Consider the following 20,268-nt stretch of genomic DNA (forward strand, 5'->3'; position numbering starts at 1 on the left):
GCGCACAGGGGAGGGCCCTGGATAGGATTGAATACATGACGCCACCTCGAAATTCCGACGAATCCAACGGCAAGTCCGGGCGCCGCGACGAGCTGCTCGAGATCGCGGCCGGGCTGTTCGCCGATCGCGGAGTGCGCGCGACGACCGTCCGCGACATCGCCGACGCCGCCGGGATCCTCTCCGGGAGTCTGTATCACCATTTCGATTCCAAGGAGTCGATGGTCGACGAGATCCTCCACCAGTTCCTCGACGAACTCTTCGGGAAATACCGCGAGATCGTTGCGGCGGGGTTGGACAGTCGCGCGACGCTCGAAGCGCTGGTAGTGACGTCGTACGAGGCCATCGACGCCTCGCACTCGGCCGTTGCGATCTACCAGGACGAGGTCAAGCACCTCGTCGGGAACGAGCGCTTCGCTTACCTGGCCGAGCGCAACACCGAGTTCCGGGACCTGTGGGTCGGCGTCCTCGAAGCCGGCGTCGCGGACGGGACCTTCCGTTCCGACATCGACGTCGAATTGGTCTTCCGATTCATGCGCGACACAGTGTGGGTCGCGGTTCGCTGGTACCGCCCGGGTGGATCCCTCTCGGCTCACGCCGTCGCGGCTCAATATCTCGCGATCGTGCTCGACGGGCTCTCCGATCCGGCAACAACTTCAGAAGCTAGTGCTGAATCAACTTCAAGAACTATTGCTGCACAACGAAACTAGGAGCTAACGCTATGTCCGAGGTTTACATCGTCGACGCCATTCGCACACCAATCGGCAAGAGGGGCGGCGCGCTGTCCGGCGTGCACCCCATCGATCTCGGTGCGCACGTCGTCAAGGCACTGGTCGAGCGCACCGGTATCGACCCCAGTGACGTCGACGACGTGATCTTCGGTTGCGTCGACGCCATCGGCGGTCAGGCCGGCAACATCGCCCGTATGTCCTGGCTCGCAGCGGGATTCCCGGAGCACGTTCCCGGTGTGACCGTCGACCGTCAGTGCGGTTCGAGTCAGCAGGCAGTGCACTTCGGCGCTCAGGCCATCCTGTCGGGCACCGCGGATCTGATCGTCGCCGGCGGCGTTCAGAACATGAGCCAGATTCCGATCTCGGCAGCGATGATCGTCGGCCAGCAGTACGGATTCGACACGCCGACTTCGGGTTCGGTCGGTTGGACCGAGCGTTACGGTGACCAGGAAGTCTCCCAGTTCAAGGGCGCCGAGATGATCGCCGAGAAGTGGGACATCAGCCGCGAAGAGCTCGAGAAGTGGGCCCTGCAGAGCCATGAGCGCGCCAAGGCTGCGATCGCCGCGGGTCGTTTCGACAACGAGATCGTCGCCATGGGTGACGCGACCGTCGACGAAGGACCCCGCGAGACCAGCCTCGAAAAGATGGCGACGCTCAAGGTTCTCGTCGAAGACGGCCGCATGACCGCAGCAGTGGCAAGCCAGATCTCCGACGGCGCGAGTGCGCTGCTGCTGGCGTCGGCGGAAGCGGTGGAGAAGTACAACCTCAAGCCCCGCGCCCGGATTCATCACCTCAGCGCACGCGGCGACGACCCGATCTTCATGCTCAGCGCGCCGATCCCGGCCACGAAGCATGCTCTCGCGAAGGCCGGTCTGAGCATCGAGGACATCGACATCGTCGAGATCAACGAAGCTTTCGCCCCGGTGGTCCTGGCCTGGATCAAGGAAATCGGTGCAGATCCGGCCAAGGTCAACGTCAACGGCGGCGCGATCGCACTCGGCCACCCGCTCGGCGCCACCGGCACCAAGTTGATGGCAACCCTGCTGAACGAACTCGAGCGCACCGGCGGCCGTTACGGTCTGCTGACCATCTGTGAAGGTGGCGGCACCGCAAACGCGACGATTATCGAGCGTATCTGATCCCTGCTGTGCGCCTTTATTAACCGCCGGCGGTTAATAAAGGCGCACAGCAGTTAGTTGTTCGGCACATCCGCAACCTTGATGTCGAAGTTGGCGCTTTCACCGTCAACGCTGGTCACGGTAGCTGTGACGTCGTATTCGGTGCCCTCTTCGGTCAGGATGCAAGTGATCGTCGCGCCGACTTCGGCGTCCAGGTTCTCCGGACACGTCACGTCGTCGGGTGGCTCGCCGATCTTCTCCGCGAGTTGAGTGGAGATCTGACTCGCGACTTCGGACTTGTCCACTTGCGGCGTCCCGACGCTTGCCGAGCACGCTCCCGTGGCCAATGCCACCGAGAGTAAGACGATTCCCACTGCAGGCCTCTTTGTCATGTGAACTCCCAGGGTGCGCCGCTGCTCGCTGCTGCCAGCTCTGGGATTACCGCATTTGGGACTGTTCAACCGACTTACTTGACGAGTTTTTCGAGGTCACCGTCGACGGACCGTCAAGTTGAAGCCTTCGGGCATGAGGGTGAGCCGTTCGGCCACCTTCAGTTCGTAATCCGGATCGGCTTCGATCGTGTATTTCTGCAAGATGGTGCCCAACACGAGAACCGCTTCGTGAATGGCGAATTGTCGTCCGATGCAGGCACGTTCACCCGTTCCGAACGGCTTGTACACGTGCGCCGGCCTGGCCTTGATGTTGGCAGGCAGGAAACGATCCGGATCGAAAGTCTCGGGATCGTTGCCCCACACCGGATCACGATGAAGTGACGGGATGAGCACGAGCATCCAGTCGCCCTTCTTCATCGGATACTTCCCAACGAGCGTGGTGTCTTCGAGTGCCGCGCGGCCGTATGCCGGTGCTGTCGGCCACAGACGCAATGATTCGTCGAGGACGCGTCGTACGTATCGAAGTTTCGCGATCTTCTCGAATGCGGGCTCCTCGCCCTCCCAGACCTTGTCGACCTCAGCTTGCGCCTTGGCCAGTACGTCAGGGTTTTGCGAGAGGTAATACAGTGCGAACGACAAAGCGCCGGAGGTTGTTTCGTGCCCGGCGACGAGGAACGTCACGACCTGATGGCGGATGTTCAGTTCGTCGATACGGTTGGGATCGTTTTCGCGAGCTGCCCGCAGCATCAGTTCGAGGAGATCTTCGGGCCCCGGTTCGGTACTTGTGCGCCGGGCACGGATCACCTCGTCCACAACCTCGGCCATGTACGCCTTGCGGACCTCGTCACGTTGATCGTCGCGACGTGCGAGCACTCGCCCGAGGGCGGTCGACTTCAGGAATGTCGTGCGCTGTGAATGGGAGAGCGCTCCGACCATTGCCTTGACGAACGGATGCTGCTCTTCGCGTTCGAAAGAGTCGAACGAGTAGCTGAATCCCGTGCGTCCGATGGTCTCCAGCGTCAGCTTGGTCATGTCTGCGGAGACGTCGATGCGGGAGTCGCTGCCACGACTGTCCCAATGGTCGACCAACTCGCCGGCCACGTCGAGCATGGTGCGGTGGTACGAGCGCATAGCTGTCTGGCTGAACGCCGGTGCCAGGAGATTGTGTGCCTTGCCCCAGTTGGGCTCGTGGTTGTAGGCAGTGAACAATCCGTCGCCGCCGATTCCGCGTAGCGCCTTCACTCCTGGTGCAAGGTGTTTTGCGAACCGGGACTCGTCGGACAGTTCTGCCACCATGTCTGCGCCCGAGGCGAAGACAAAGCGATTTCCCAGGACGTTTCTTTCGAAGATCGGGCCGAGTTCGCGGCCGATGCTCACGGAGTTCTGCAGTGGCGTCCGAATGTTGATCCCGAGGACGTCGCCTAGGACTGGCAGGCGCCATGCCGGATGCGGGATCCGAGCATCGGTCGTCGCCTCTGGAGTGGTGTCGACGCTCATGATGTGTCCCCCGGGTGAGATCGCTTACTGAATTGGTGTCTAGTACGCAAAGTACGCCTTACTGAATTGGTGTCAAGTAGTAATCTGACTTGCCTATGGTTGCACCACGAAAACGCCTGGACCGAGAGCAGCGGCGCACGCAGTTGCTCGACATCGGCGCGCAACTTTTTGCCGATCGCTCGTACGAGGACGTCTGGATCGAAGAGGTTGCCGAGATCGCAGGCGTCTCGCGCGGGTTGATGTACCACTATTTCCCGACCAAACGAGACTTCTTCGCGGCAATCGTCGAGCGCGAATCGCAGCACTTACTCGAGGTGACCGCACCGGACGCGACGCTACCGGTGCGCGAACAGGTGGCAGCCGGGTTGGATGCCTACTTCGCGTACGTGAGGTCACACAGTAGGGGAGTGCGCGCCATCAACGTCGGGACGCTCTCGGCTGAGGCAGGTATCCGAGCGATCGTCGAACGGGAACTCGAACAACAACAGATTCGGATCCTCGACGCACTCGGATTCGAGGGCGAACAAAGACAGATCGCTGCAGTCGCGGTGCGGGGATGGATCGCATTCGTCCGGGCCGTGTGTCTCGACTGGCTCGACCAACCTTCCATACCGCACGAGGAGTTGAGGGTGATCTGTCTGCGAACCCTCTCCGGAGCGTTGGGCATCGACCTCGAAACGTGAAAATGCCGACCGCGTGGGAGAGGTCGGCATTTCCATGGACAAGTCCGACTAGTCGAGCGTCGAATAAAGTTCGTCCCAGCCCTTGGCGACGTACATGTTGGTGTAGATGGACCCGTAGTACGTACTTCCTTGCAGAACGGTGACGTTCCCGGCCTGCACAGCCGGAAGTCGTTGCCACAACTTGTTGTCCGAGAGTTGATCGAAGGTGGTGTCGCTGCTGTCGGTGACGGAAACCATGAACGCTTCGCAGTCTTGCAGACGATCCATCTCCTCGATGCTCAGTCGCCCCTGATTATCGAAACCGGTTGTGTTCAATGTTCTTCCGCCGATATCGGCGAGCGTCATGTCGGTGGGTTGACGATTCTTCTTTCCCGTTTCCTCCGACACGGGCAGGCTGTCGATGTAGATCGTGGCTTTGTCCGGACTGTAGGACAAGCTTGCGACGGTTTTGCCCGCGATCGCGGAAGCGTGTCGAGTGCGAATGTCGGTGATCAGAGCGTCGTAATCGGTGATCAGGCGATCCATGGTGGGTGTTCGTCCCAGCCAATCGGAGAGCCGGGTCAGGTTCTCCCGCCACGTCTGCTTCGATTCGGTCGTCAGGACAGGAGCGATGGCTTGGAGCTTTGCAGCGGGCCAGTACTCGTTGTCGGCGTTGACGCAGATGATGAGATCGGGTGCGAGTCCGAGTATCTGCTCCAGATTGGGCTTGTCGCTGAGGTATTCGGCCGAGCCGTCGACAGGCACCCACTCGGTGGCGGGTGAGATGTTGTATCCGAAGACCGGTAGTTCCAAGGCAATGGCGAGCTCGAGGTCGGTTCGGGCGTCGACGGCCAAGACCCGCTTGGGGTTGGTAGGGATGTCATAGGTCCCCAACGGCGTGGTGACGGTGCGCATTTGAGCGTCATCAGCGGTGCCTGAACCGTCGCTGGAACTGCAGGACGACAGAATAGTTGCTACTGCTGCCATCCCGGCTCCGATGCCGAATTGGCGACGGGTAAGTGCGTCGACTAGCTCTTGCCAGACGCGTTCGTCTGGCACGGTAGGTGTATTGGTCAGCATTTTTTCGATACCCTTCGGTCTGAGTCCGTATCGATCGTAGGGTTGGCGATACCAGATCACCTATATCGAAAACCGCCTGATATTAGTCGATTTCGGCCATCGTCCGTGACTTGCGGGTGATGGTGGCGCCGAAGGCGGCGGCGAGCGGGAACATGAGAACGCCGTACACCGCGGCCGGTACTGCCAATTGCACGTTGTCGAGAAGACTGACGGCGATGGTGATCGCCAACGTGCTGTTGTGGATGCCGATTTCCATGGAACTGGCGATGGCCTGACGGTCCTCGATGCCGAAGATTCGGGGAACGATGTAGCCGATCGAGAGGCTCAGCAGGCAGAACAATGCAGCGACGACGCCGATGTCGACGAGATAGTCCGCGATGTTATCGCGCTCGGATACAACCGTTCCGACGATCACCAGCGCGAGAACAATCGCGGATCCGATGCGGACGGGCTTGTCCATGCGCTCGGCAAAGGCGCTCGAGCGCAACCGAACCCACATTCCGAGGGCGACCGGAATCAGGACGACGGCAAAGACCTGGAGGACCTTCGTGAACTGAAGTCCGAGAGTGCCGTCCGCGTCCTCGGGTTCGAAGTAACCCAACGCGAAGTTGGTGATCAACGGAAGGGTGACCACCGCGATCACCGAATTGACCGCAGTCAGTGTCACATTGAGGGCAACGTCGCCGCGGAACAGGTGACTGAACAGGTTTGCCGTGGTGCCACCCGGTGACGCGGCGAGGAGCATCATGCCGACGGCGAGTAGTGGGTCGAGGTCGAACAAGGTGACCAAGCCGAAGGCTGCGGCCGGCAGCAACAACAATTGACAGATCAGAGCGATCGAGACGGCCTTGGGCGCTTTTGCCACGCGGGCAAAATCTCCGACTGTCAGGGACAGCCCGAGGCCGAACATGATGATGGCGAGTGCGGCGGGGAGACCGACCGAGGTGAGTGCTGAGTCCATGAGTTAGTGGCTACTTCCAGTCACTGGGGGAATTTCACTGAAACTACCGTGATGCCCGGATCTGCGTGGCAGTTTGGATACATTGATGTATCGAACCGTGACGGCGTCGGTGAGCAGGGTTATCGTCGAATTATGTGCCGAAACATCACTGAACTTCGTGGACTCGAGCCCGCAGCTACGCCGGAGGAAATCGAGGCAGCCTCTCGCCAATACGTACGTAAGGTGAGCGGAATAGCCAAGGTGTCCGACGCCAACCGAGATGCCTTCGAACAGGCAGTGCATGAGGTAACCGAAACGACGACGCGCCTGCTCAGCGCCCTGCCGCCTCGTAGGCAGCCACCTCAGACGGTCCCGCCGTTGCGTCGTCCGGAAGTACAGGCTCGGATCGCAGCTCGCTCGTCCTGACTCGAGTGGATCTCACAGATATCGACGTATGGGACGTCGAAGCTTTGGATCAGCTGTCCGCTGGGCTCGAAGGCGTTCTGGTCGCTCATCGCGTCCGCGACATCCGTCGACGGCTGAATACGCTGCGCAAAGAAGCCGTCGCCGACGACTTGCATATTCGCCAGGACGGAACCGTCTCTGCGGTTGCGCCCATCGCGGACGGACACCCGCTCCACGTGCACGCCCAACTGCTCGAGGTTGCCGTTCGCGAACTGATCGGTGAGGCACTGCTGGTCAGCGCGGATCTTCATCATGCGTTGTCGCTTCGGTCCCAGGTTGGCACCGACCTCCGTGACAAGGCTGTGCGTGTGGGAGAGGAGTGGCGAGCATTCAGCCTTGATCGGCAGCGTCAGATGTTGCGCCATGCACCCAGTCTGATTGCCAACCTCGACGGCATTCCCGCAGCGGTGCGAAGTCCCGCCAATCTCGATCGGATTCAATCAGAACGAGCACGGCTGCAAGATGATTCGGTGCGAATCTCGCAAGAACTTCACCGGGAGTTCTTCGGTGGCAGGCTGAGTAACACCGGGGCGGGCCAGTGGTACGCCGAACGTAAACTCGAGGATTTGGACGCGCTCGACGAGTTGTTTCACGCCGAACCTTGTCGACGGTTACTGCTCATGGACATGCGCTCGGGTGAACGAGGATTTGCCGCGATTGCGATCGGTGATCCGGACACAGCGGATCACATCTCCGTGACGATTCCCGGATTGAACACCAACGTCAAGGACTCGATGCGCGGAATGGTCGGCGAGGCGACACGATTGCGAGCCGAGGCGATGCGCCAACTCGAACTGGCCGGTCGAAAGGAAAGCGTGGCAACGATCGCCTGGATCGGATACGACGCGCCACAGGTCATCGGGCCGGGAAAGTTCGACATCGGTCGCGCCAGCTTCGACGTCAGTCGATCTTCGAAGGCCGGCATAGCCGCCGACGCATTGGGCAGCTTTTTTCACGGTCTTCGTTCTGCGTCGGTCAACGAACGCGTCCATATCACCGCGTTGGGCCACTCTTACGGATCGCTCGCGACTTCTCTTGCGTTGCAACGTGGTGCCAGCGCCGCAGTCGACGACGTGGTCTTCTACGGTTCACCCGGAGTGCGGGCCAAGGTGGAGTCAGATCTCGGTATCGCCGACCGTCATGTCTACGTCATGAAAGCGGAAGGCGACAGTATCGCGGGGTTCGGCCGTTTCGGCGGCGATCCGACGCGCACCGAGTTCCATCGGTTGTCCACGGCCGAAGGGATCACCCCGGACGGAGTGAAGCACGAGCGGGCGTTCGGGCATGCGGAGTACGCGAGGACCGGAGACAACGGAGAACTGCGGATGTCGGGTTACAACCTCGCGGTTGTGGTTGCCGGACTTCCGGAGCTGGCCGTCATCGCCTGACCTGCTGACTTACAGTGGCACTCATGCGTCTGAGGCACTCGGCCAGGGGGTTGGTCGTTGACGGCCAGTCCCGTCTTCTGCTCTACCGATTCATCGCGCCCGTGCATGGGCTGACGGTCTGGTGTCCTCCAGGCGGCGGCTTGGAAGGAGACGAAACCCCGCCCGAGGCGCTCGCGCGCGAATTGGACGAGGAGATCGGATTGCGCGACTACGGCGCCGCCACACACGTGTGGCATGAGGAGATCCGTGATCCGACGATATTGCCGGGTTGGGACGGGGCGGTCAATGACTATTTCCTCGTGCCGGTACCGGTCGCATTCGATCCTTGTGGATCTTTGGGGCGCGAAGCGCTAGCCGCGGAGTTGGTCGAGCACTTCGAGTGGTGGAGCGTTGACCGCCTTCTGTCACACTGCGGTCGAGAAGTGTTCGGGCCACGCGATTTACCCGACCGATTCGCATGCCTGGTCAAGGATGGACCGCCGAGTTCGCCGGATCGATTTGTTCGGACACTGTGAGGGCTGCGAGGCATTCCCTTAATCGAGCATTTCAGCGCCGAAAGGCGGCTACGCTGGGCTTATGGAGCACTACGTGCGCAAGGAACCCATCCCGTACGCGTCTACGGCAGCACCGGTCAGTTCTCGCACCCGGTTCAGAAGGATGCTCCAAAGGTTGTCGATGATTCTTCGCGGGATGATGGGGGATCGGAAGGCGAGTCGATATACCTCGCTCGCTCCGCGTCATCCCGACGGATCACGCACCGCCGTAACATCTTTCAACAGTAGTGGTGGTGGGAAGTAGGTATCGGTGTGCACACTGCCCGGTAGCCGTCGAATCTCCGACGAGCACCGGGCAGTGACGCACTAATCGAGCTGAGATCAGCGGAGGTACTGTCCGCAAACCGGCCACGCGCCGACGCCCTGACCTGCAAGGACGTTCTCCGCGACGCGGACCTGTTCTGCCTGGCTGGCGTTGGCTGCAGTGCCCGCTCCGCCGTAGGCCGCCCACGTGCTCTGGCTGAACTGGAGGCCGCCGTAGTAGCCGTTTCCGGTGTTCGCAGCCCAGTTGCCCGAGGATTCGCACTCAGCGACACCCGACCAGTCGTGGGTGGCTGCGGATGCGGTGCCGGCGCTCAGTCCAATGGCTCCGGCTGCGAGGGCTCCGGCTGCGGCGACAGAAGCAAGGGCGCGGGTAACGGTGGTCTTGGTCATTTGGGTAAATCCTCTCGAGTCACGCCGGCGGAGGACGGTGACCGTCTCAGCTCCGCTCCCACCACTAGGAAAGTTGTCGAATCCGAACCGCGGGGTGGGACTGGCGGTGGCGATTCGGTAATGCCCGGTTGATCGGGCTGTCACCAACCATAGGAGATGATTACGGATTGGTCACGGGTCGGCGTGTCGACACAGGTTCGTGCAACAGAAATGCATCAAAGAGTGTCTTCCCAGGTCGCGCGGCGATATGCCAACGCTCTCGGCGTTACATAATCGAGATAAAGTGTGATGCAAGTCACCAATAAGGCGCCGTAAAGGCGTCGATATGAAGCGAATGTGTCGCCCGATTGGCTCGTTTTGCCGACTTTTCGACCCCGGTTTTTGTCGCGCTGGAGCTCAAATCGAGGCTTGATGTGTTGTCGACCGACCGCCCCGATTTACCTGTGGGGCAGCAGAATTGATACGAGTATCGAGTTGTCGGCTCTGCGATCAGACGAGATTCTTGCTCGCCTTGATCCGGCGACGGATGTCGCGCATCTGAATGGTGTTTCCGGCCTGACGGATGGAGCGTGGGATGAACCTGTTGACGAACGACACGAAGATGAAGAGGTGCTCGAATCGACGGCGGTCGTCTTCGGTCCACTCGAGGTCGAGTTGGTCGCGGTAGATCGGCGGAAGGAATCCGACCGTCAGGAACCGCAACAGGTTTCGAAACACCAGGCGTATCGGCCAGGCGATCATCCGTAGATTGACCAGGTCGATCAGGTACTGCTTGGTGCGTTCGTCGATGACTACGCGTTCGCAACCGAGGTTCCAGTAGCGCTCGAAGTCTGCGCGGGTTGCCGGCCACATCTCTTCGGTGACCTGCAGTGTCGTTCCCAAAGTTGACGCGGACTGATAAAACGATTCCGCCTGTTCTTCGGACATCTTGCCGTGCAACAACTGATGGCTGTCTTCGAAACCGATGAAAAGGCAAGCGGCAACCCATAATTGGAGTTCGCGATTGAAGGCGTTGTACTTGACCGGGCTGTTCGCATCGGACTTCACGTGCCGGTGCACCGAGTTCACGGCCTCGCGGTAGGCCTTTCGCTCTTCCTCGTTGCCCAGGATTGCGACCGTCAGGTACTGCGTTGTGGTCCGTGCGCGCTTCCATGGATGCGCGGTCAGGGCACCCGATTCGACTTTGCTTTCCATGACGCCGTACGCCACCTCGGGCCAACCGAGTTGCAGGATGACATTGGCGGCGGCCCCTGCGAATGACCAGAAATCGAGTGCGTCGGTGATGTGTGCGGGTTTACGGGCCCACCGCTTACGCTCGGCCGTGATGGTGATGCGTGTCTGATCGGTTCGAAGAGACGACTCGGACTTTCCCGAATCCAGGTAGTGAGTGGGCATCGATCCTCCTCCGTGCGCGGTGAATTACTTGGTCTCGACGTTGCTCACGAGCCAGCGGTCGTCCGAACGAACCAGGGACACGACCATCCGGTACTTCTGTGTATTGCCCTCTGGTGCAGCAATGTTCTTGGCCTGCTGGTCGACGAAGACAAGCACCTTTGCCGACGAATCTTCCAGTGACGTGATGCCGACGTCTGTTGCCGTCGCACTCGCCTGACCTTGGCCTCCAGCGACAACCTCGCGCAGTGAATCCACCATCGTTCGGTAGGTGCCGGCAAACTCGTCGGTCGACATCGACGCGATGGTGTCCTTGTTGGCGTCCAAGTTCTGATAGTCGAAGGAGGACATGATGATCGAGTAATCCCGCGCGGTGTCCAGCGCTTCCTGTCGCAACGTGTCCTCCTCATTCACCGAATACAGGTGAAATCCGAGCACCACCAATGCTGCGACCAGTGCTACCGCCAACAGCGAGATCAGTGCGTTGCGAGGCTCTTTCAGCCGACGAAAGAACGACGGGGGAGTCGGATGTTCGGTCACCTCGGTTTCTGCTTCGTCGAGGAGTGTGCTCTCACCGTGTGCCATTTCCCAGTCCTTCCAACATCAATCTCCAATAGTTCAAGGCGTCGACTCCGGTCGGAATCAGAATCGGATCCGCGACGACCTGCGGTCCGATCGGAGTGCCGGGGACAGTCGAGTTCTGCAATCCGAGGTCGTTCGGCCTCGGAGCATTCTGTGCTCCGCGTTGGACCAGGTCGTCGGCGGGTGGGCAGTACATCGCCAGACTCGGACTGGTGGGGGAGAGATCGCCTACCTCTCGTCTGGGGGTATCGTAGTTGCACACCGGCCCCTGCGTGGCCACCAAGGCGAAATCAGCTCGATCGCCTTTGACGATGGATGCCAGCTTGGCGAGACCGTCGGGGATCGTGACGAGTCCGGTTTCCAGGGCATCCGTGCGGTCGGAGATGATCGGAGCGACCGTGACGAGATTGGCCAGCACCGCTCCGAAAGTGTTGTGGTACTTGTCGAACAACTGCTGGGCGCTATTGAGAGCGGCGGGTGAATGGTCGGTGAGATAAATCAGTACGGGGGCGTTGGACTCGAGTTGTTCGGTGAAGTTCTTTGCTGCCGCCATTCCTCGGACGAACGAATCCGATTGTGTCGCCATGGAGTCCATCAGCGTGGAGGTCCGCGACAGCAGCGCGGCGAGTTCGGCCGACTGGTCGTTCAACTGCGCCGACATTGTCCCGCCGTTGTCGATCATGGTCGCCAAGCTCGGACCGAGCCCGTTGAACGAATTCCCCAGTTCGGTCCCGATGTCGCTGATCGCCTGCGGATCAATCCCTTCCAGGACGCCGGACGCCTGAAGCATCAACTGGCTCATCTGAACTGGCTGCTGATCTGCGGGCATGGCGATCTCGTCGCCGTCCCGAAGATACGGGCCGTGATCGGTGTTGGGGTAGATGTCGACATTCTGGATTCCCGCGGCAGTTCCCATCGTCACCTTGGCGACGCTGTCGGTGGGTATTTCGGTTTTGTCGTTGAGTGAGAGTTCCACGCGAGCGGATCGGGTGCTCGAATCGAGGACAACATCACCGACTTTGCCGACCTGCACTCCGCGGTACGTGACGACCGTGCCCTTGGTCAATCCGAAGGCGTCGGACATGTTGGCGTGCAATCTGATCTGACCACCGAAACCTTGAGGGCCCACCACGTACACGATTCCGAAAGGGATGACGACAGCGGCGATCAGAGCGAACAGGCCAAGTTGAACAAGCGCAAGGCGACTCAACGTGGACCTCCCTGAAGTAGATCGGTGAGAGTTCCCGCCGGCGCGATCGATTGTCCGGCCATGCCACCGGTCCAGAGTTTGTCGATCGTTCCCGGAATATCGAGGGCGCCGTCAAAAACGAGGTAGTCACCTTGGACTGCGCCGGTGAAGTTTTCGAGCAGCCCGTTCATGTTCGCGAGTGTCTGACCGATCTCCGAGTTGAACGAATCCAGAGTCCCCACAATGGTCGACGCATCGTGCAGCATCGTGTCGAGCCCGTTGGGTGAGGAGTCGAGAATGGTGTTTGCGTTGGTGGCGAGCTGAACGGTCGAGTTCAAGAGGCTCGCGATCTGATCCTTCTGCCCCACGAGAATCGCCACCACCTGTGGAACGGAATCGAGGTAGTTGTCGACGACTTCTTGTTGCCCGGCCAACTGCGAGGAGACCCGGGCAGCGAGGTCGACGGCCTCGTCGAACTCGCTTCGGTGACTGCTTGCCTCTGCCATGAGCGAGGTCAGGGTGTCGGTCAGAGAACGAACTTCACCTGAGCGCCCGGAAAACGCGGTGTTCAGTTCGCGTACGACGGTATCGAGTTGATCGATGCCGCTGCCGGTCAGGACCGTACCGAGGGTGGCAAGTGCACTTTCGACCTGCGGACCGATCTCGGTGCGAGACTCCGGAATTGTATCGCCGTCGCTCAGCGTGGAACCGGACGGAACCTCCGGCAGCAGCAGTCGAATGAACGGGTTTCCCAGTGCGGACGGGAGTTCGACGGAGGCCTCGACGTTGTCCGGCAACTGCGTCGCAGCGTCCAGACTCAGTGTCACGTCGGCTCCGACGACGTCGGCTGACAGTGCGGATACTCGACCGATGACTTTCTGGCCACTGCGGACGTCTGCTCCCAACACCAGGCCGTCAGCGCCGGCCAGTTGTAGCGACACGGTGTACGCGTCACCGTCGGCCGAACGACCCAGCGGAAGGTCCTGAATGCCTGCACTGCAGCCGCCGAAGGCGAACACAGCCGCACAACCCATACCGATGATCGCGACGCCGGCGACTATCCGAACCGATTGCCTCGTCAATTGCCACCTCCGGGGACGGCGCCGCCGGAAATCGCGGAGGCGATGCCGAGCGGATCAGAAGTGCTGAGGGGGAAGGAAATCGGATTCGTGAATCCGGCACCGGTGCAGATCGGCAACTTGTACGCGTCGCACAGCGGCTTGGCGACGGCGAACTGAGTCAATGCAGTCGAGACATTGAGCCGAATGCGTCCGCGCTGATCAGGGCCGATAGTTTGGGAGAGGTTCTGCATCATCAACGGCACCAGGTCCATGAACTCGGCGAGGCCAGGTTGTTTGGCAGCCAGAGTGTCACCGAGAACTCTCACGTTGTCGGCTATGGCACCGACATCGTCGCCGTGAGTTGTCATGAAGCTGTTCAGTTGATCGAAGACGACCTGCAGATCCTGCAGCGGTTGGGAGATGTCCATGTTCTGGCTCGCCCACTGATCGCCCAATTCGCCGAGGTCACCGACAAGTTCGTCCAAGCTGACCTGCCGAGTGTCCAACGCATTCATCAAGGTATTGAGATTGTCGACGAGTGCACCGATGTCTTCCGACCGAGCGCCGACAACTCCGGTGGCCGTGCTGAGGTTGCGAATGGCGGTGTTGAATTGATCGCCCTGACCCTGCCACCCGGCGGCGCCGCGGCTCACGAGATCGCCGAGATTGCCACCGTCCCCGGCAAATGCGTCGGCCAAGGTGCTGACGCTTCCCATCAACCCGTCGAAATCTATGGGGGAGTAAGCACGTTCGATCGGAATCTCGTCGCCGTCTTCGAGCGTCTCTCCACCGGTGTACGCCGGACCGAGTTCGATGTGGCGATCGCTGATCACCGACGGATTGAGAACATAGGCCGAAGCGTCGGCGGGCAGATCGACGGAGTTGGGCATCGACATCGCTACTCGAACAGAAGTTCCGCGAGGTTCCACCGACGTGACCGTCCCGACGCCGACCCCGAGGACGGTGACCTTACTTCCCTCGTAAATCCCACCGACGTAACTGAAATCGGCGTACACAGTCTTGGACTGATCGGTTCGTCCGAAGATGTACCAACCGGGCAGGGCGATCGCCAGGGTCACGACCAGCATGGCGGTGACGGCTTTTCGTGTATTCACTTGCAGCCCTCCATGATGCCGAGCGCGCAGAGCAGATTGTCCGGGATCACGGCTGCCGGGGCGTTGACATCGGTCCAATTGCCGGTGCCGGTGGAGTCGGTGACCGAACGCAGAGCGGACGGAAGACGAGTCAACAGCAGGTCGATCTGATCGGCGTTGTACTTCAGCGTGGCGGTGACTGCGACGAGGTTGTCGGTCATTGCCCCGAACTCGTCCTGACGGTCTGTGAACGTCGTCGAGAGCTTCGAGATGATGATTGTCAGGTTGTCGACCAACTGAGTCAGCGCGTCCTTGCGGACGGCCAGAGTACGCACGATCGTCTGAGCGTTTGCGGCGGTGCCGACAATCGAATCGGTTTGTGCCACCGCCATGTCGGACAGCTCGCGGGACATCGTGAGGATCTGGTCGATCTGTTCACCATTCTGCGCGAAAGCCGCCGAGGCTCCACTGATTCCGGCCAGAGCCCGCCCGACTTGATCGGAATCCGTCGGAATCACCTGCGAAAGGGTGTTCATCATGGACTCCATCGCCTGTAGGTCGACGCCGGTGGCCGCGTTGGTGGCATCACTGCTGACTTCATCGAGGCTGTACGGCACCGTAGTGCGGGAAAGCGGAATAACCCGCCCATCGGAGTCGTCGACCACTCCGGCCGGCACGATCTCGAGGTAGCGCTTGCCCAAGACTGTCTTGAGCCTGACCGTCGCCGTGCTCTGGTTTCCCAAGGGCTGATCCTTGTCGAGGCGGAAGTTGACGACCACGTGGTCGCCGGCAAGGTCGATCGAATCCACGCGGCCCGCGGGAACTCCGGCCACGTAGACGGGATCGGTATCGGAAAGCCCGCTGGCATTGGCGAACTCGGCTGTGTACGCCGACGTGCGGGCGTTGTACCAGAGTTTCGGAATACCCAGTGCTGCGGCGAGTCCCACCACCAGAACGAAGATTCCGAGACTACCCAGAGCGAGAGCAGTGCCGCTACCGCTGCGTCGGCGATCCCCTTTGAACAGGAAGAGCATGATGCCGACGAACACGTCGATCAGCTTGACCAGAAACATCATGAGCACACCGGCGAATGCGTCGGACCGAAGATGTTGGCTTCCATGTCGCCTGCCTTCAGAGTGAAATTACACAGATACAGGCTGATGAAACTTCCGTAACTTCCGATACGGTTGGCGGCGTCGGCGAACTGGGGAAGGTTGGCGAGAAGTCTGTTGAACTCGTCGGTGCTCGCAATCCAACTACCGGTGACACTTTCGAGTTGTTGCACGGTCTGACCGAATGCGCCGTTCGACCCGGCCATGATCTGAGCCAGCGACGAGACAGTGCGGTTTCCCTGATCCAACAGCGAGACCAGTTGATCGTTCTGCCCGACGACGGAGGTGCTCAGGCTGTTCAAACCGTCCAGCAGACCTACCAATTCGGGTTGACGCTCGTCGACGGCAGTGAGAAGAGTGTTCATGTTCGTGATTAGTTGCGCGAAGACGTCCTGACGGTCGACCAGGCCGGAGCTCATGGTCGCGATCTGGTCGAGCAGGGTGGTCATTGCCTGGCCCTGGCCGTTGAAGGTTTCGACAAAACTTCGTGTCAGAGTGTTCACCTGCTCGGGTTGCAGTGCGGCGAACAACGGTTTGAAGCCGTTCATCAGTGCGGTCAAGTTGATCGGCGGTGTTGTCTGCGCCAGCGGTATCGTGCTACCAGGTTCGAGCCGTTGTACGGATACTGTTGCCTCGCTGTCGTCCTGGGTCAGAGCCAGATATCGAGCACCGAGCATGTCGCCGTAGCGCACGGCAGCACGGACGTCCGACTCGAGCGAATATTGCGACTCGATGTCGACGTCGACGATCGCCTTGCTCGTCCCGCCGCCGTTGTCGGCAAACGCAACCGAGTCCACGCGGCCGATACGCACACCCGACATCGTTACCGGATTACCAGGGTTGAGTCCTTCGACGTCGGTGAACTCGAACGAGTACGAATCAGTGCTTCCGCGCACCGGGACCGACAGCGTGTTCGCCACGAACGACGCACAGGCGACGCCGGTGATGCAGAAGAGTGATAACCGAATGACCTGGCCAGGACGAACCTTCACGGGACGGTCACCTCGTTACCTCTGACCATCGGCCCCAACATCAGTGTTGTTGCCGGGTTGGGGGCGTCCGACTGCTCCGGCGAGCCGCCGAGTAGTTGATCTTCGAGGAAACGCAGTGTGGCGGCTTCGGCTTCGCCACCAACGACTGGGGCAGTGACGGGTTGTGCAGGCGTCAGGTTGGAGCCGGAACACTGTGCCCCGCGCGAATTCCCGTACTGCGGGCAATCATCGCCTGTGTACGGGAGCGGTTCGGCGAACGTGGCAACTGCTGTGATGTCGAACTTCCCGGTGGCGAAGACTCGCGCACCGGAGGAGCCGAACGTACTGGCATTGGCAAGAGTGGAACGCAGTCCTTCGGGATTTGCCGCAGTGGTTGCGAGTATCTTTCCGGCGGAATCGATCACGGTGATGATATTGCTGTTGTTCTCTGCGACAAAATCGTCGACGGTAGCGGCGAAGACTGCGGCCGCGCCGATCGAGGTCTCGAGATTTGCTCTGTTTGCGACCATGCTGTTCGAGACGGATGTAGCGGCCGCCAAGGTATCGAGAATGTCGGGGGTTGCGCGGTCCAACGCGTCGACGACCGACTTGAATTGGGGTGTCGATTCGAGGAATTGGTGTGCCGCGGGTGTCAATATGCCGGACGCTGCACTGAGATTGTCTATCGTGGTACCGATCTCGGCTCCGTTTCCGTCGAGTGCCTGGCCCAGCGCAGTCAGGGCTGTCTGCAACTTCTCGGGCTGCATCGCGGTGAGGACTCCCACCAATTTGGTGTACACGTCGTAGAGCGCAACGGCTTCGGGTCCGTCGTCCATGCGGATCTCGTCTCCGTCCGCGAGAGTTGTTCGGCCGTGCGGCGCCGGGTTGTCCACGAGCTGCATGTAGATGTCACCGAAGAACGTGCGTGGAACAACGCGAGCCATCACGTCGGCGGGAATCTTCAATGCGTCCTCAGTCTGTATCTGTAGTTGCACCACGGATTCTGTGGTACCTGATTCGATTTCGCCGATTCGGCCGATGTTGACCCCGTGGTACCGGACCGGTGCCTCGCCGCTGATCAGGCCCGCCGTGGCTGGAACAGCCACGAACACGTCGGTGCTCTGCTCGAGGTTTCCGGATCCACGCAGCACCATCGTTACTGCTGCTACGACGGCCACCACGACGGCGATCGCGCCACGTAAGGCGTAAACGATCTTCGTGCGTGTAGTGAGTCTGTCCACGGCTCAGATCCCCATTCCCGGGATCTGGGGGACGAGGCCCCACAGGCCGAAAGTCATCAGCACGTCCAGGATTCCGATCGCAAGGATGGCGGTCCGTAGCGCGCGGCCCGCAGCCTGCCCGACGCCCGCCGGTCCGCCCGAGGCGTAATAGCCGTACGCGCAGTGCACGAGCGCGACGACGGCGGCGAAGACCACTGCCTTCAGGCCCGAGTACAGGAGGTCCTGCGGCGAGATCGCCAGATGGAAGAAGTAGTCGTAGGTACCTGCCGATGCACCGTTGAAGAACACGACGACCAGTCGGGTCGAGAGGTAGCTGGCCAGCAGTCCGATCATGTAGATCGGGATGACGCAGATCATGGCAGCGATGACCCGCGTACCCGCGAGGAAGGGAATCGATCTGATTGCCATCGAGTCCAGTGCGTCGATCTCGTCGGAGATACGCATTGCGCCGATCTGGGCGGTGAAACCCGTCCCGACCTTGGCGGCCAACGCGATAGCGACGACAACAGGGGCAAGTTCGCGTGTGTTGGCAACTGCGGAAAGCATGCCGGAGAGTGAGGTCATCCCGACAAGTTCGAGTCCGCGATGCGTCTCCACGCCCAGCATCATCGCGGCTGCAAGAGACATCGCGAACACGATGCCGATAGTGCCGCCGCCGGACAACAGCGAGTTCGTTCCGAAGCTGACTTCGCTGATCTGGCCGAGTACATGTTTGCGGTACTTGGTGAGAGCAAAGGGGATTGAGGCGATAGTGCGGATGTAAAAGGTGACATGCTGACCGAGCGACACCAAGCCGTCGCCTGCGGTCCGCAACGGTCTGCCGGCCTGCCGCGCTCGGATCCGGAAATCGACGAGCGACATCAGAATTCACCGACTGCCGGCACGATCACGGTATACAACGCGGACAACACAGTGTTCACGATGAAGACGAGCGCGAAAGCGATGACGACGGCTTCGTTGACTGCGTCGGCAACGCCGCGTGGGCCGCCTTTTGCATGGAGACCTTTGAAGGTGGCGACCAAAGTCGAAGCGAGGCCGAAGATCGCGGCTTTCACCAAAGCCATGACGAAGTCGGAAGATCGCCCGTACTGACTGAACGTTGCCATGAACGTTCCGGCCGGAAGGTGCTGGACGTAGATGTGGTACAGGTAGCACGCGATCACGCCGCCGAAGGTGACCATCGAACAGAGTGCAAGGGAGACGATCACTGCTGCAACCAATCTCGGTGCGACCAGGCGCTCGATCACGTCGATGCCCATCACTTCCATCGCGTCGATCTCTTCCCGGATCTTTCGCGAACCCAGATCCGTGCAGATCGCCGACCCTGCGACACCGGCCATCATCAACGCGCACACCAGCGCCGCAGCCTGACCGACGATGATGAAAGCCACGACAGCTCCGGAGTATCCGCCGGCACCGATCCGGCCGGCCAGTTCACCGACTGACACGGCGATGAAAACACCGATCGGAATCATGAGAAGCAACGACGGGCCGGTGCTGACACGACCGATGAACAGGGTCTGAGTAATAGTCTCGTGCAACGAGAGTCGCCTGCGGAGGATTGCCGTGAACAGGCCGAAGAGTGCCTGAACCGAGAATCCGATCAGATAGCCCCCCTGTAACGCTACGTCTCGCACCGGGCCCTTCGCGGCTGGTAGCTCGTAGGTCATCTAATTGAATTCCTTTGCAGATCAACAGTGTTCGGCACGGAGTTCGAACTGTTCGAGCGCTGGCGGTCGAGCGAACTGCCTGTGAAGCATCTCACACATATGTGTCCAAGCAAGCATTATGTGAACCGAGATTCTCGCTGCGTGTCTAGCGGTGTTGGTTGAGTTCGCGCAATTGACGTGCCAGTATTGGAACTGTTCGAATCCATACCCGGTGTATGTTTACGAATATTCTGAATCTGTCAGCCTGGTTGAGTCGCGGTTGTGTAGCGGATGCTCCGAGCGGTGACCCTACCCATCATCAGCGCCCTCAGGCAACGTTTTGTTAACGCAAATTCTGGTCGGGGATCATGACGATCAACGCCGAGGGGCGGTTTCTTCTTGCGATCGATAGGCTCTTGAACTGCCACGATTGTGCTGCAGGCGGGCGAAGTGATGAAAAAAGTGTATGAATTCCCGGGATCATGCTTATGCTGATTCT

Annotated in this window: 20 protein-coding genes and 1 pseudogene; 6 read left to right on the forward strand and 15 right to left on the reverse strand. The window is 60.3% G+C overall.

The window, feature by feature from the left end; genetic code table 11:
* Positions 1-35: 35 nt before the first annotated feature.
* Together ACFQ6Y_RS27200 and ACFQ6Y_RS27205 are read left to right on the forward strand one after the other, a co-directional pair.
* Positions 36-707, forward strand: a complete 672-nt coding sequence (locus tag ACFQ6Y_RS27200; RefSeq protein WP_378639507.1) for a TetR/AcrR family transcriptional regulator — start codon at positions 36-38, stop codon at positions 705-707.
* A gap of 11 nt (positions 708-718) precedes the next feature.
* Entirely contained in the window at positions 719-1,867 is a 1,149-nt protein-coding gene (locus tag ACFQ6Y_RS27205; RefSeq protein WP_378535149.1) for an acetyl-CoA C-acetyltransferase, read from the forward strand.
* A 53-nt stretch (positions 1,868-1,920) separates the two neighbouring features.
* Here ACFQ6Y_RS27205 and ACFQ6Y_RS27210 read toward each other — a convergent pair whose 3' ends face one another.
* Positions 1,921-2,238, reverse strand: coding sequence for a DUF4333 domain-containing protein (locus ACFQ6Y_RS27210; RefSeq protein WP_283307079.1), 318 nt, complete (start codon positions 2,236-2,238; stop codon positions 1,921-1,923).
* A gap of 96 nt (positions 2,239-2,334) precedes the next feature.
* Positions 2,335-3,735: a cytochrome P450 gene (locus ACFQ6Y_RS27215; RefSeq protein ID WP_378639510.1), complete on the reverse strand. Its 1,401-nt coding sequence runs from the start codon at positions 3,733-3,735 to the stop codon at positions 2,335-2,337.
* A 95-nt stretch (positions 3,736-3,830) separates the two neighbouring features.
* On the opposite strand from ACFQ6Y_RS27215, the gene ACFQ6Y_RS27220 reads away from it, so the two are divergent.
* Complete coding sequence (locus ACFQ6Y_RS27220) at positions 3,831-4,418, forward strand: TetR/AcrR family transcriptional regulator (protein WP_378546605.1); 588 nt, start codon at positions 3,831-3,833, stop codon at positions 4,416-4,418.
* A gap of 48 nt (positions 4,419-4,466) precedes the next feature.
* Here the strand turns inward: ACFQ6Y_RS27220 and ACFQ6Y_RS27225 are convergent, their stop codons facing one another.
* Entirely contained in the window at positions 4,467-5,456 is a 990-nt protein-coding gene (locus ACFQ6Y_RS27225) for an ABC transporter substrate-binding protein (RefSeq protein ID WP_378546608.1), read from the reverse strand.
* 103 nt (positions 5,457-5,559) lie between these two features.
* On the reverse strand, positions 5,560-6,438 hold the full coding sequence (locus ACFQ6Y_RS27230) for a bile acid:sodium symporter family protein (protein ID WP_378448928.1): 879 nt from the start codon (positions 6,436-6,438) through the stop codon (positions 5,560-5,562).
* Positions 6,439-6,570: 132 nt separating this feature from the next.
* On the opposite strand from ACFQ6Y_RS27230, the gene ACFQ6Y_RS27235 reads away from it, so the two are divergent.
* The 3 genes from ACFQ6Y_RS27235 to ACFQ6Y_RS27245 are packed head-to-tail and all read left to right on the forward strand — an operon-like array spanning position 6,571 to position 8,785.
* A complete protein-coding gene (locus ACFQ6Y_RS27235) occupies positions 6,571-6,843 on the forward strand; it encodes a DUF2277 domain-containing protein (RefSeq protein ID WP_378546610.1) in 273 nt (90 codons plus the stop codon).
* A 5-nt stretch (positions 6,844-6,848) separates the two neighbouring features.
* Positions 6,849-8,270 carry an alpha/beta hydrolase gene (locus tag ACFQ6Y_RS27240; RefSeq protein ID WP_378546613.1) on the forward strand — a complete coding sequence of 474 codons (1,422 nt, stop codon included), beginning with the start codon at positions 6,849-6,851 and terminating at the stop codon, positions 8,268-8,270.
* 23 nt (positions 8,271-8,293) lie between these two features.
* Positions 8,294-8,785, forward strand: coding sequence for an NUDIX domain-containing protein (locus ACFQ6Y_RS27245; RefSeq protein WP_378546616.1), 492 nt, complete (start codon positions 8,294-8,296; stop codon positions 8,783-8,785).
* A gap of 366 nt (positions 8,786-9,151) precedes the next feature.
* Here the strand turns inward: ACFQ6Y_RS27245 and ACFQ6Y_RS27250 are convergent.
* The 11 genes and pseudogenes from ACFQ6Y_RS27250 to ACFQ6Y_RS27300 form a co-directional block, all read right to left on the reverse strand.
* Positions 9,152-9,478: pseudogene (locus ACFQ6Y_RS27250) on the reverse strand (transglycosylase family protein); the annotation flags it as partial.
* A gap of 489 nt (positions 9,479-9,967) precedes the next feature.
* Entirely contained in the window at positions 9,968-10,873 is a 906-nt protein-coding gene (locus ACFQ6Y_RS27255; RefSeq protein ID WP_378546619.1) for an oxygenase MpaB family protein, read from the reverse strand.
* 24 nt (positions 10,874-10,897) lie between these two features.
* A complete protein-coding gene (locus tag ACFQ6Y_RS27260; protein WP_378535162.1) occupies positions 10,898-11,455 on the reverse strand; it encodes a mce associated protein mas1a in 558 nt (185 codons plus the stop codon).
* The gene (locus ACFQ6Y_RS27265; RefSeq protein WP_378546622.1) at positions 11,442-12,662 is read right to left on the reverse strand and encodes an MlaD family protein; all 1,221 of its coding nucleotides are present in this window, start codon (positions 12,660-12,662) and stop codon (positions 11,442-11,444) included. Before ACFQ6Y_RS27265 ends, ACFQ6Y_RS27260 begins: the two co-directional genes overlap by 14 nt.
* A complete protein-coding gene (locus ACFQ6Y_RS27270) occupies positions 12,659-13,723 on the reverse strand; it encodes an MCE family protein (RefSeq protein WP_378546625.1) in 1,065 nt (354 codons plus the stop codon). The genes ACFQ6Y_RS27265 and ACFQ6Y_RS27270 overlap by 4 nt, the downstream gene beginning before the upstream one ends.
* Positions 13,720-14,817 (reverse strand): MCE family protein, encoded by a 1,098-nt coding sequence (locus ACFQ6Y_RS27275; RefSeq protein WP_378639513.1) that lies wholly within the window; start codon positions 14,815-14,817, stop codon positions 13,720-13,722. Before ACFQ6Y_RS27275 ends, ACFQ6Y_RS27270 begins: the two co-directional genes overlap by 4 nt.
* Positions 14,814-15,869 carry an MCE family protein gene (locus tag ACFQ6Y_RS27280; protein ID WP_378639606.1) on the reverse strand — a complete coding sequence of 352 codons (1,056 nt, stop codon included), beginning with the start codon at positions 15,867-15,869 and terminating at the stop codon, positions 14,814-14,816. Before ACFQ6Y_RS27280 ends, ACFQ6Y_RS27275 begins: the two co-directional genes overlap by 4 nt.
* Positions 15,869-16,900 carry an MCE family protein gene (locus tag ACFQ6Y_RS27285; RefSeq protein WP_378639516.1) on the reverse strand — a complete coding sequence of 344 codons (1,032 nt, stop codon included), beginning with the start codon at positions 16,898-16,900 and terminating at the stop codon, positions 15,869-15,871. Before ACFQ6Y_RS27285 ends, ACFQ6Y_RS27280 begins: the two co-directional genes overlap by 1 nt.
* A complete protein-coding gene (locus tag ACFQ6Y_RS27290) occupies positions 16,897-18,120 on the reverse strand; it encodes an MCE family protein (RefSeq protein ID WP_378639519.1) in 1,224 nt (407 codons plus the stop codon). The genes ACFQ6Y_RS27285 and ACFQ6Y_RS27290 overlap by 4 nt, the downstream gene beginning before the upstream one ends.
* Before the next feature lie 3 nt (positions 18,121-18,123).
* Complete coding sequence (locus ACFQ6Y_RS27295) at positions 18,124-18,981, reverse strand: ABC transporter permease (RefSeq protein ID WP_378639521.1); 858 nt, start codon at positions 18,979-18,981, stop codon at positions 18,124-18,126.
* Complete coding sequence (locus ACFQ6Y_RS27300; RefSeq protein WP_230814857.1) at positions 18,981-19,790, reverse strand: ABC transporter permease; 810 nt, start codon at positions 19,788-19,790, stop codon at positions 18,981-18,983. The genes ACFQ6Y_RS27295 and ACFQ6Y_RS27300 overlap by 1 nt, the downstream gene beginning before the upstream one ends.
* Between the last annotated feature and the right edge of the window lie 478 nt (positions 19,791-20,268).

This window comes from Rhodococcus sp. NPDC056516 (genome assembly GCF_042794655.1).
Taxonomy (GTDB): domain Bacteria; phylum Actinomycetota; class Actinomycetes; order Mycobacteriales; family Mycobacteriaceae; genus Rhodococcus_F.